At 42.9% G+C, this 12,626-nt stretch carries 11 protein-coding genes; 3 read left to right on the forward strand and 8 right to left on the reverse strand.

Features of this window, described 5'->3' with window-relative positions; all coding sequences use genetic code 11:
* Nucleotides 1-83 precede the first annotated feature (83 nt).
* From NYE35_RS27230 to NYE35_RS27255, 6 genes are all read right to left on the reverse strand, one after another.
* Entirely contained in the window at nt 84-1,754 is a 1,671-nt protein-coding gene (locus NYE35_RS27230) for a response regulator (protein WP_038573327.1), read from the reverse strand.
* Nucleotides 1,755-1,775: 21 nt separating this feature from the next.
* A complete protein-coding gene (locus NYE35_RS27235; RefSeq protein WP_051491113.1) occupies nt 1,776-2,642 on the reverse strand; it encodes a CheR family methyltransferase in 867 nt (288 codons plus the stop codon).
* A 79-nt stretch (nt 2,643-2,721) separates the two neighbouring features.
* A complete protein-coding gene (locus tag NYE35_RS27240) occupies nt 2,722-6,390 on the reverse strand; it encodes a response regulator (RefSeq protein ID WP_076275112.1) in 3,669 nt (1,222 codons plus the stop codon).
* 2 nt (nt 6,391-6,392) lie between these two features.
* Nucleotides 6,393-7,559, reverse strand: coding sequence for a SpoIIE family protein phosphatase (locus tag NYE35_RS27245; RefSeq protein ID WP_076179350.1), 1,167 nt, complete (start codon nt 7,557-7,559; stop codon nt 6,393-6,395).
* Nucleotides 7,560-7,796: 237 nt separating this feature from the next.
* Nucleotides 7,797-8,321, reverse strand: coding sequence for a hypothetical protein (locus tag NYE35_RS27250; RefSeq protein WP_341122271.1), 525 nt, complete (start codon nt 8,319-8,321; stop codon nt 7,797-7,799).
* Nucleotides 8,322-8,380: 59 nt separating this feature from the next.
* Nucleotides 8,381-8,887 (reverse strand): DUF948 domain-containing protein, encoded by a 507-nt coding sequence (locus tag NYE35_RS27255; RefSeq protein ID WP_036680224.1) that lies wholly within the window; start codon nt 8,885-8,887, stop codon nt 8,381-8,383.
* A 189-nt stretch (nt 8,888-9,076) separates the two neighbouring features.
* Between NYE35_RS27255 and NYE35_RS27260 the strand changes: the two genes are divergently transcribed.
* Nucleotides 9,077-9,244 carry a DUF1328 domain-containing protein gene (locus NYE35_RS27260; RefSeq protein ID WP_036680225.1) on the forward strand — a complete coding sequence of 56 codons (168 nt, stop codon included), beginning with the start codon at nt 9,077-9,079 and terminating at the stop codon, nt 9,242-9,244.
* Between the two features lie 223 nt (nt 9,245-9,467).
* Nucleotides 9,468-9,845, forward strand: coding sequence for a hypothetical protein (locus tag NYE35_RS27265; RefSeq protein ID WP_036680226.1), 378 nt, complete (start codon nt 9,468-9,470; stop codon nt 9,843-9,845).
* 221 nt (nt 9,846-10,066) lie between these two features.
* Here the strand turns inward: NYE35_RS27265 and NYE35_RS27270 are convergent, their stop codons facing one another.
* On the reverse strand, nt 10,067-11,152 hold the full coding sequence (locus NYE35_RS27270; protein WP_341122272.1) for a C40 family peptidase: 1,086 nt from the start codon (nt 11,150-11,152) through the stop codon (nt 10,067-10,069).
* Between the two features lie 203 nt (nt 11,153-11,355).
* Nucleotides 11,356-12,225 (reverse strand): cation diffusion facilitator family transporter, encoded by an 870-nt coding sequence (locus tag NYE35_RS27275; RefSeq protein WP_341122273.1) that lies wholly within the window; start codon nt 12,223-12,225, stop codon nt 11,356-11,358.
* A 133-nt stretch (nt 12,226-12,358) separates the two neighbouring features.
* Between NYE35_RS27275 and NYE35_RS27280 the strand changes: the two genes are divergently transcribed.
* Complete coding sequence (locus tag NYE35_RS27280) at nt 12,359-12,544, forward strand: hypothetical protein (RefSeq protein ID WP_036680230.1); 186 nt, start codon at nt 12,359-12,361, stop codon at nt 12,542-12,544.
* The last annotated feature ends 82 nt before the right edge of the window (nt 12,545-12,626 follow it).

Consider the following 12,626-nt stretch of genomic DNA (forward strand, 5'->3'; position numbering starts at 1 on the left):
TGATAAATATTTTCTATATTAATAACCTCATAGTCCTACCTTTGAAACAAATAACATTAAAATATAAACTAGTAAATCTTGGGTTACGCCTGAAAAATAGATGTATCTGGTTCAGCCATCCGATTATCGCTGCTAGAATACCGAGAGATAATCTGCTTAATACTGCTCATCTTAAGTGGCTTGCTGATATAGTCATCCATTCCTGAGGCTTTACAGCGATTCTGAATGCCATCCATGACATTCGCAGTCATTGCAATAATAATAGTCTTCTCAGCCGCCGGACCGCCTTCTCGACGGATTTGGGCGGTTGCCTCCAGGCCATCCATTACTGGCATTTGGAGATCCATAAAGATAAAATCATAGGGCTGCTTAAGCGCCATTTGCACAGCCTGTTTCCCGTCCTCAGCCATATCAGCTTCATAGCCGAGCTTATCTAGCATGCTAACCATCAGACGCTGATTGATAGGATGGTCATCTACAACAAGAATTCGGCTTCTGCTCTCCTGATTAAGAAGAAGATGAGGCGATTCCTCTTCTTGATAACCTCCTGTCAAATCTTCTCCAGGTACGGATGCTTGAATCGTAAAAATAAAGGTAGCTCCTTTTTGCTCCATGGATTCTACCCGTATTTCTCCGCCCATCATGCCTACAAGGGATTTACATATGGCTAAACCAAGCCCTGTCCCCCCGTATTTCCGTGTCATTGAAGAATCCAGCTGTGAGAACGGTTGGAATAATCGGTCGCATTTCTCTGGAGAAATACCAATCCCTGTATCCATGACCGTAAACTCGACTTCTACCTTGTGCCCAGATGTTTCTTTGATGGAAGCGACTAAATAGACACCGCCCTGATTTGTAAATTTAACTGCGTTAGCAATCAGATTAATTAATACTTGGCGTAGACGAGCCATATCTCCATATAAAAGTCTAGGCAACTTCTGATCGATAAAATAAGCGAGCTCCAGGTTCTTTTTTCCCGCTTCCACCGAAAAGAGGCTGAACACCTCTTGAATACATGTGCGAAGTTCGAACAGCTGCTCTTCGATTTCCATTTTACCGGATTCCATTTTGGTGAAATCAAGAATATCGTTTATAACCGTAATCAACGTGTCTGCACTTTTCCGAATGATCTCGGAATACTCCTTCTGCTCAGGAGCAAGGTCAGTCTCCATTAATAAATCAATCATACCCACTACGCCATTCATTGGTGTACGAATCTCATGACTCATCATAGCCAGAAATTCCGACTTCGCTTTGGAGGCGATCTCCGCCTCTTCCTTAGCCTTTACGAGCTCACTATTTATGATTTCCAGCTCTTTCGTCTTTTGCTGCAGCAGCATGGTCTGAGTCTGATGTTTTTTGCTCGTAATATACATCTCGACAAAACCTTGTATCTTAGACTTCAGAATTTGTGGAATGAAGGGTTTAACCATATAATCAATAGCCCCTGCAGAATAGCCCGCGAATAAATGCTCCGCTTCCTTACTATTCGCAGAGATAAAGATAATCGGAATTTCCTTTGTTTTTTCTCTGGCTTTAATCAACTTTGCGGTCTCGATCCCATCCATACCTGGCATCTGCACGTCCAGTACGATGACAGCAAAATCATACCTTAACAAACACCGCAGCGCTTCTTCGCCGGAGGTGGCTTTGACTAGCTCATAATGCTGGCTTTCAAGTACCGCCTCCAGCGCCAGCAGATTTTCAGGACGGTCATCTACTAGTAGTATATGAATTGGTTCTTGAAACCCCATAGGACCACCCTCCTTCATGCGTTATTTTATGTTACGGTATATTTTCTCTACTCTGTCCAAAGACTCATAACAATCGCTGTACTTCGTAAAGTGAATGGATTCTTTAGAGCCTAGAACAAGTATTCCAAAACGACTTAAACTTTCATGAAACAAGCCGTGAACATGATCACGCAGCTCATCATTGAAATAGATCATCACATTGCGGCAGAAAATAACATTAAACTCATTAAAAGAAGTATCTGTAGCTAAGTTATGCTCAGCAAATATAATGTTTTTGCGTAAATATGGCTGTAAAATAACCGAGTTATACTTCGCTGTATAGTATTCAGAGAATGCCCGGGTACCTCCCGCCTCCAAATAATTCTTAGTGTATTGCTTCATTCTGCTAATATCATAGACGCCTTCTTTAGCCTGCTGTAAAGAACGCTCATTCATATCTGTGGCATAAATCCGAGCCTTATCGTAAAGCCCTTCTTCATGAAGCAGGATGGCCATAGAGTATACTTCTTCACCAGTGGAGCATCCAGCATGCCAGATACGAATATAGGGATAAGTCCTCAACAACGGAACTACCTTCTGGCGAAACGTTAAAAATAACCCCGGATCCCTAAACATTTCGGTAACCGGAATGGAGAGACTATAGACAAATCGTTCAAAACAGGCGCGATCATGCAGCACCTTTTCTTGCAGCGCGGATATGCTGTGTACATTCTCCGCATGCACATGATGCCAGATACGCCGCTTCAAAGAAGGCAACGCATAATTCCGGAAATCATATCCATATAAACGGTGTACTCCATCAAGGAGCAGCTCGATCTCAATTTGCTCCAACTCGTCACTTCCTACCATAACGGGCTGCTCCTCATATCCGTGTTCTATCGCTTTCATTGTTATCCCGACTCCCTTATTAACACACCGTAATTCTAGTCATGTTAGTTCTTAAAAAGGTATTACCCCAAATTTGAGTTTACGAATACAACCAGACACGCATTAACGAAAGAAGTTGACCTGTTGCGATCGGTTTCTTCATATAATCAGAAGCTCCCGCTTCAATACATTTGGCGCGATCCTCTTTCATTGCTTTGGCGGTAAGCGCAATAATAGGCAGTTTCTGATATTGCGGCATTTCACGGATTCGGCGCATAGCTTCATATCCGTCCATTTCCGGCATCATCATATCCATAAGCACGAGATCAAAATCTTCTTGCTCTACCAGCATTTCCAGCGCTTCACGTCCGTTCTCCGCAAACTTCACTTCCATGTGGTATTCTTCCAGTACACTAGAGAGTGCAAAAACATTACGAATATCATCATCGACGAGCAGTATTTTCTTCCCTTCGAATAACTCTTCCTTGTTATGCAGCTTCTGCAAAATTTTACGTTTATCTTCCGGAAGATTGGCTTCTACCCGGTGCAAGAACAACGTTGTCTCATCCAGTAGTCGTTCCGGAGAACGAACATCCTTGATAATTATGGATTCAGCATACTTGCGGAGCTGTGTCTCTTCTTTGCTATCTAAATCCTTACCTGTATAAATAATAATAGGAAGATCGTTTAATTCCTCATCATCACGAATCTGATCCAGCAGTTCAAAGCCGTTCATATCCCCAAGCATAAGATCCAGAACCATACAATCATATCTCTGCTTGCGCAGCTCCATCAGTGCCTCATTGCCGGTTGATACCGCGGTAATAGCTACATCATCATGACCAATCAATTCCATAATGGAACGACGTTGAATCTCATCATCTTCTACAATCAGAAGGTACTTCACAGTGCTGGACGTATAGTTCTCAATTTGTGAGAAAGCCCGCTCCAATGCTTCTCTTGAAGATGGTTTTCTTAGATACGCCATAGCCCCCATCATCAATCCTTGCTTCACTTCATCGTTCACTGAGATAACATGAACAGGAATGTGACGGGTCTGAGATGCACTTTTCAGCTCTCTAAGAATGGTCCAGCCGTCCATTACAGGCAGCTGTATATCGAGAATAATCGCATCTGGCAAATAAGTTTTTGCCATCTGCAGTCCAATATCGCCTTGAAGCGCTACTAAGCCTTTAAATCTGCGACCACGAGCCATGTCTAGCAAGATTTTCGCAAAGCTTTCATCATCTTCAATAATAAGCAGGACTTTGTCATTCGCCGTCAAATTGTCACGGTCATCCTCAATTGTCAGTTGTGGAAGGGGTACGTTAACAGCTGCTGGCACTAAGGTTGGAAGCATGTCTCCAATATATTCATCATATGTTGAATCCTCTTTGGACACAGCAGCTTCTATTTCTGCAGGTTGTTTACTGTAATTTGCCTTCACCGGCAAATACAAAGTGAAGGTACTGCCTTGTCCCTCACGGGATTCGAGCACAATAGCTCCACCCATTATACGAACCAATTCACGGCTGATCGACAATCCCAGGCCCGTGCCTCCATATTTACGGCTGGTTGTTCCGTCTACTTGCTGGAAGGCTTCGAATACAATATCTGTTTTGTCAGCCGGAATACCAATGCCACTGTCCTTCACAGCAATAGCAATATATTCATTATCACTCGGCAGATTTAGTGGCAAGAGATTAGTATCTGCCGGGCTAACTGAAAACTCGATAAAACCTTCGGTTGTAAATTTAAAGGCATTGGAAAGCAGATTTCTTAAGACCTGCTTCAACCGATGACTATCGGCAATTACGCTATCTGGCAGCGGCTCGTTAAAGGCTATCCGTAAGGAGAGTCCTTTTTTGAGCGCCTGTGGAGCAAAATTCTGCTTCACAAAGCTTTTCAGCTCAGTCAGTTTAATTTCTTCATGATTCAGTTCCATTTTTCCTGCATCAACCTTGGACAGGTCTAAAATTTCATCAATCATCTTAAGCAGGTCAGCACCTGACATATAAATCGTATGGGCAAATTCAACCTGCTTCTCCGTTAAATTACCATCCTTGTTCTCGGTAAGCAGCTGGGACAAGATCAGCAGACTGTTGAGCGGCGTCCGCAATTCATGGGACATGTTCGCCATAAATTCTGATTTATACTTACTAGTCACGGATAATTGCATAGCCTGTTTCTCTAGCTGAACCTTAGCATGCTCAATTTCATCTTTTTTCTCCTCAACCTCCTGCACTTGCTCCTCTAGTGCACGAGTCTTGGCGACGAGTTCCGTATTGTAATGTTCCAGTTCCTCCTGCTGACGTTGCAGCAGTTCTTCTGAACGCTTAAGTGCGTCCGTCTGCTCTTCCAAGTTCTCATTGGAACGACGCAGTTCTTCTTGCTGAGTCTGCAGCTCTTCTGACTGACATTGCAGTTCTTCCGTAAGTGCTTGTGACTCACGCAGTAATTTCTCTACAATCAGACGACGACTAATATTATTGAAAATAATGCTTAAATTATTCGCAAGTTGTTGCAGCAAATCATTTTTCAGACTGCTAAATGGCTGGAATGAAGCGAATTCTACTACACCGAGCAGCTCGTCTTCAAAAATAAGCGGATGAATGGAAATATATCCTGGCTGTGAATCCACAAAGCCGGATTTCACGGAGATGTAATCTTCAGGAGCCCGTTCCAATCTGATTGGGTGCATATCAAGCGCACTTTGTCCTACGAGTCCTTCTCCAATCACAAAACCTTCCTTTGGTTTCTTATCGCTATCTACTGCATAATAACCACTGCTTCGCAGAAAATCTGGACGGTTAGCATCCTTTAAATATACTGCCCCAAACTGGGCTCCCAGCACAGGGGTGAACTCGTTAATAAAGGTCTGTGAGACCTGATCCAATGAGCTAACCCCCCGGAGAAGTTCTGTCACCTGAGCAACATTTGCATTCAGCCAGGATTGATCATTCTGCGCCTGTGCATAAGCCTGTTCCATTTGCTGTTTCTCTTCAAGATCTAACGCCATTTTCTTAAAGACAAGGGCAACCTCACCAATCTCATCTTTCGAAGTAACCTTTATACGCCTTATGGCCCGGATTCTGCCGTTGCCAAAGCTGGTAATCATCATCGAAACGACGTTAAGCCCCCGCGTAATGCTTGGAATGATCCAAAGAACAACTCCAAGTCCAAGTAGCAGACCCACAATCATCATCAAGATGACCATCTGAGTAGAGCTTTGGTAGGCATCTTTAGCTTTTGCGCTCTCTTCATTCATAATAAAGGCATTATAATCAGAGAGACTGTTCAGAGCATTTAACACGGCATTCTGAATCGCTTGTCCCTCTGTGTTAGAATACGTGCTGGCATTCTGGAAATAACCAGCTGATAACAGCTTCAATATTTTTTCCTGATAATTTAGATAGATCGTATAAGAATCATCAATTTGATTAACGATCTGCATCTCTTCAGCGCTAGTCATTGATTCTTTTATTTTGTCGTAGTGCTCATTAGCCTTAGCTATTTTTTTATCAATCTCTTTTTTTTGTGATTCTACCGTTGATGTATCAGCGCTTAACATGGTCGTCGTTAATATCCGCGCCATATCATTCACTTCTCCACGCATACCTGAAGAAGAACGCCCCTTCATATATCTATCCTGGTAACCCTCAAGCTGACCATTCATATAATCCAAACGATCGTATCCAATCATAGTAAGTGCCAGCATAATCGCCAGCATCGCACTAAAACCAATTAAGAGTTTAGCCTTTATTTTCATCCTCATTCTGTTCCCTTCTTCAGTGAGATCCACACTATACATTTGTCATCGTCACGCTCTTTAGGAACATCAGCATTGAAAAAAGCAGCCCGTATAGTTTCTTCCTTCCATTCATGCTCAACATTTAAATGCTTAATCATAAACTTCAGCTGCTCTTCCTGTTCACCCTCAACCAGCTCCAGCAGACCATCTGTATAGAGAACCAAATGCCCTTCATCTTCGTAGGTCAAGCTCTGAGGCTGAATATCGATTCGTTCAAACAGGCCTACAGGGTGACAATTGCTTTCCAGCAAGACCGGAGTCTTGGCTGCGCCCTCAAAAAATAGCGCAGGTGGATGCCCGGCGTTAACGTAGTCAATACGCTTTATACGAGTGTCGATCACAAGATAAATCGTCGTAAAATAGTATTGAATCAGCTTTTTCTCAATATAAAGTTGGTTAAACCTTCGATTGAGTTCCTGAATTACCTTTTCCGGCTCTACATAAGTAGTTACCGTGTCCTTTAATACTGACGCAAGGAACATGCAAAAAAGAGAGGACGATATACCGTGTCCCATAATGTCCAGGAGGATTACGCCATATCGGCCATCCCCGAGGGGATACCAGGCATATAAATCACCCGCCAATTCAGAGGAAGGCTGATAGATAGCATGCACCTCGAAATTCTCTTCCTGCAGGGGTAGGCTGAGTACAGCATTCTGCACGAGTGCAGCCAGTCTCAATTCCTCCTGAATCCGCTGATCCCGTTCCTTATGCCAATCTTTCTCACTTTTCAACCGCAGAGCAAGCCGAATCCGGGCCATTAGCTCCACTTTATTAATAGGTTTCGTAACATAATCTACTGCACCTGCATCCAGCGCTTCGGCCAATTTCTTAGAATCGCCTACAGCTGTAACCATTATTATTGGAATATCCTTAAGATGTTCGTATTGCTGCACAACACGACATGCTTCGATCCCATCCATTTCTGGCATCATCATATCCAGTAAAATCAGATCAATATCTGACATCCGGGGACGTCCATCTTCACTCCCAGAACCGATTCCAAGCCGTTCCAACATCTCTTTGGCAGAAGATGCGGTTACGAAATTTCGGTAATCTTCTTTTTTCAGGATTTCACGGATAATGATAACATTAGTCGGATTGTCATCCACGATTAAGATTCTCATCATCTTCACCTCACACGAATAGTATTACGACCGTAAAATTCTGCAAACCTACTAACTCTATCATACGCTATTTTACAGTGTTATTTCTATTTTCATAATATGTAAATATAGTCATAGGATCAATTTACGTATTCAGCAAAGTAACCTCCAGCCCCACTATACCTAGTGGTTCTGGAGGTTACTCTATTCTAAAGACAGCCTATGTTTATTAACCAATTTGCTCAAATATGAAACACATTAGGAAGAAATACTATCAAATAAATCAATTCCTTCAAATTCACCCGCCAAATTTCGATATATTTTGAGTGCATTATTCCCTCTCATATATACATCCCCATCTTCAGCTATAAAATACGGTTTGCCCAAAGTATCTTGCAAATTATCTCTTACAGGATCGATTTCTACACCATCTACATGTAAACCAAACTGCCGTGCTTGCGGAGGTGAAACATGTACATAAAGTACCATCCCCTCGCCCACACCCACTGTCACATCTGCGTAGTGGTACTCCACCGTCTCTTGTAATGGATCATTTGTCACCGCAAGCGGATTGCCTTTGGCCAGAAACATTTCTTCCTTTGTGGCATATAAAGCAACACCTTGCAGAGAATCAAAGTCATTGATATATGGGCTGGATTCTGAAGCTTGTTCAAATGCGAGAACCGACTTAGGTTGTTCAATAAAAGTAGCGATAGGCGCCAACTGTGGAGACGCATCAAAGTATGGGAAAAGAAGACCAAATAAAAGGATCATCATGTTCATGTTGTGTCCCACCTTTCTTATCTGCAGCCACCGATTACAGAAGCTTTACTATCTTATGCTTAATGACGAAATTTCTTCCAAAGAGTTGCAGCTACGTCTACACCTTTTAGCACTGTAGCTATTTTTCCCGGTGACTTCTCAGCATAAATGGCATCATAGGAGTTAACAGTACGTTCTTCAGCAGGAGTTAACGGAGCTTCTTTTATAGAGACTTCCTTACTCTTCTCCTTCAGCTCACGCGATTTACGATATTTCTCAATCACTGTGACTGACACTTGTTTGACCGTTAAGGTCAGCTCATTCATGACATCACCCAGATTCTTGACAGAATCGATGACTGGGTCAATCTTTTGAATCTTATGCTGTACATCGGCAGTGATTTCATTTGCGTGTCTGACCGTCGTTTTCACTTCATAAGTAAGCTCATCCATCGTCTTCTGTACTTCCACCAAGGTTTGGCTGACTTTGTCGAGTGAATCCTTTGCCGACTTTAAGGTTTTAATTAAAAAGAAAACAAGTACTGCGAATGCAATTGCGACGAGAGCTACACTAAGTTCAATGATCATATTCATAACCCCTTCCATATCTCATAAATATCGGCTAATCAGCCTTGTATACTGCATAGTTACCCCTGGTCCCATAAGCCGAAACATCTTGTCGAGTCTTGTCAAGAGTCCCTCTTCCCTTTTGTTTCAAAATCAAAGTCCCCGTTTATACAATGACTACATTAATCAAAAAAGGATAGGTGATATGTAATGTTAAAATGGTCCGCAATACTACTTGTAGTCGCAGTAATCGCCGGAATCTTTGGTTTCTTCAACCTTGTAGCCGCCGCCGCTGGTCTTGCTAAGATCCTGTTCTTCGTCTTCCTGGTTCTGTTTGTAATTTCTCTCTTCACGGGACGCAGAGGTAGATCTATGTAGTAGCCCCTCATTTTAATGGTGTGACTGTCGTATCCCTCCCATATCTATCCATATATCTTATTCATCATGCAGAAAGTATAGGTCATTCCTGCACGGATGTCACTTGAGAAAATAAGAAATGTTGAATGGGTGGTTCATCACGCATCATTTACGTTTACTAGCATATTAGCAAACAGCGCTTTTGGAAAAAAATACATCCAATCCCCACTAGGAGGAACCAAACATGAAAAAAATCGCCAGCCTTACAGTAGCCTTAGGTCTTATGGCTTCCATTGCTGCTACAGCTTCAGCAGCTGAAGTAACTAACACTACTACGGATCCTGCAACCGTAACTGGAAGCACTTACAGCAATTCTTTTGAAACAATTATCACTCCAGCGGATATGATTCCAGCAACACCACAAATAGTGCTGACCGAGAAAACACCTTTCTACTTTTCCGTCGGAGGTATAATTCCAGCAGGCTGGCTTGGCGTTCAGACTCTTGATACAACAGGTGAAGTTATTTCGGACACTTGGGGTAATGAATGGAGAGAAATCTACACTTGGCTAGGAAAAGCATGGGTTAAGGTTCCTGTAACAGCCAATGTGATCTTACCTTAATTATCAATATGCGAAAAAAGGGTGTCCCAAGAGCCAGAAAAATGGCCGATGGTACTGCCCTTTTTTTATGTGGAGAGTACATATTCTGAACAGATAAAACAGGAAGAGCTACCCCTTCAGTAGAGAATTCTACTAAAAGGATAGCCCTCTTGCGCGTACGCCCGCCATCGTTCACCCGTCACAAACATGCGATGCTGTCGCTTCCTGCATTTTTCATATATTTAGCGAATGACCGAACCTCCGTAGAGAAAACGATTCATCCAAGAAGCGCTTAGTTTATCTACTCTTACCCCGCCTGAAGCTACGGAATAAGTTTGTAGAACTTGTCCATCTCCTAGATACATAGCAACATGCGATATTCTAGCTGTAGATTTGTCGATTCCCTCATAAGCAGAAGCAGAATTCCCCTTATAATCCATAAAGAACATTAAGTCGCCGCGCTTCAAATTGGAAATAGACGTAACCATCGTACTATTCGACTTCACCCAATCTCCTTGTTGACGGGAATCCGCCGGCAGTTTGAGATTCGCAGCATCCATAAAAATTTGCCGGATGAAGTCCGAGCAGTCAAAGGTTCTTGTATCATTTCTGCTGGAGCCATACTCATAAGGCGTTCCTAGATATCCCATGCCTGCAGCAATTACCCGTTCGATTTGGGCTGAAGCCCCCGGTGTTGTTATAGGCGGATTGGGTGTAGGTGTAGGTGTAGGTGTAGGCGTTGGTGTAGGCGTTACCGTTCCAGATCCCCCACCGTTTCCTGAAAGTGTACTATATTGATCACTTGAACTTATATATCCGATGCTACCATCCGCCGCTTTAACTTGATACCAGTAACTGTTAGGCTGTGCCAGAACTTCTACTTTTTCTCCCTTATTCAAAAGCTTCATTACTTTTCCGCTTGTTGAAGGTGAAACCCGAAGATTCACACCATACTTAATGGTGCCAGTTTGTGCCGATGGTGTCGTTACTGAAGCAGAGGATACGCTGATATACTTATCTCCTGCACTTGTATAACCCACTGAACCATCAGCCGTTTTTACTTGATACCAATAGCTGTTAGGCTGCGAAAGGATCTGCACTTGATCTCCCTTTTGCAAGTACTTCACTATTTCTCCGTCAGTAGAAGGGGTGCTGCGAAGGCGAACACTAGCCTCGATCACACCTGTTTGAACGGCTGAAGCTGCTGTAACTGAATTAGATGAACTTGAGGCTGCCGCTGCTTGTCCAGGAGCAGATACTCCTAAACCTGCAACAATTGCAGCAGATACTAACAAAGATGCTGTAATTTGCTTATGTGATTTGATCATACGTTCCCCCAAATTCCATGATGAGATTTCAATAAAGGATTGTACTACATTATTCCTTTATGCCCTCATTATAGGCTTGCCCGGGATTTGGAACATGCTCCAAATTTCACATATAATCATGCCACTTTATGGTAACATACAGGTCTAAAGTCTTGATTTCTCCTTGAATATGTGTGTTTTTCCCTTAATATAGCATTTTTAATTTATTTTTTAGGTTCCACGTGCACCTGCACATTCATAATATTATGCATTTTGCTCATTCTTTCTTCGATGGAATCACTTATTTCATGACCTTCCGTCACAGAAATATTCGCATCCACCTCCACTACAACATCCACATGCACATGATTACCATGAACCCGTGCCTTCACATCTTTAATCTCTTCTACTCCCGGCGTTCGAGCAATCGTACTGCGTAGATCCATCAATTTATCTTCATCAAAGCCATCGGTAAGCCGATAGGTCGAATCACGAAAAATATCCCAAGCAGTCTTGGAGATAATGAGTCCGACAAGAACAGCCGCTGCGGAATCAATCCATGGCAATCCAAACTGTGCGCCTACAATCCCAACTGCGGCTCCAACACTGACCATAGCATCAGAAAAATTATCCTTAGCCGCTGCCATAAGTGCCCCACTGTTAATTTGCTTGGCCAGTCTTTTGTTATATATATATACCCCCATCATAGCCATTGCACATACAATAGCCACCCCTGCCGACAAGAGCTGTGGCGTTTCTTTTGTACGATCGAAAAAGGACCGCACCGCCTCTACAATCACTTGAATGCCCACTACCGCCATGATAAAAGAAGCCAACAACGCCGCTACGGTCTCTGCGCGGAAATGCCCATAAGCGTGGTCAGAGTCAGGTGGCTTCCGCGAAATCCGTAAACCCACCAGCACAGCTATGGATGCCACGATATCTGTTAAATTGTTGACCCCGTCCGCTACGAGTGCGCTAGATGCAAATAAATAACCGCAAACCAGCTTGAATGATGATAGGATGAGGTAAGCCGCTATGCTAACCCAAGCTCCTCGTTCCCCTTTACGTATATCTTCGTAAATATCAGTCATCTTGGCTCCCCCTCTTTTTCCCCGATTATTTAAAATACGGAAAAGAATTCTTTCAATTATTCTTGCCCTTGTGGCAGCATTTAAAAACAATTAGAATAAAGTGTAAGGACTTGCTTCGAAGGAGGTTATCATAATGAGCGAAAGCAACGATAAAGGAAAAATCAACTTAGCGGAAGCTATCCGTAAAAAACTGGAGCAGAAGAAACAACAATCTTCCTCCAAACCTGGATCCACATTTCAGGCTGGTTCCGCCAAACCGCTAAAAAGCCAAAATAACAAAAAGCCTAACAACCAACGCCGTCGTACTGGCGGATCTTAGTATTTACTTATATTTAAACATAAACGGCTGCGAATCCCTCGGGGAAACGCAGCCGTTTATACGTTCGTCCTGCCTGATAGGA

The organism is Paenibacillus sp. FSL L8-0494 (genome assembly GCF_038003695.1).
GTDB lineage: Bacteria > Bacillota > Bacilli > Paenibacillales > Paenibacillaceae > Paenibacillus_AQ > Paenibacillus_AQ odorifer.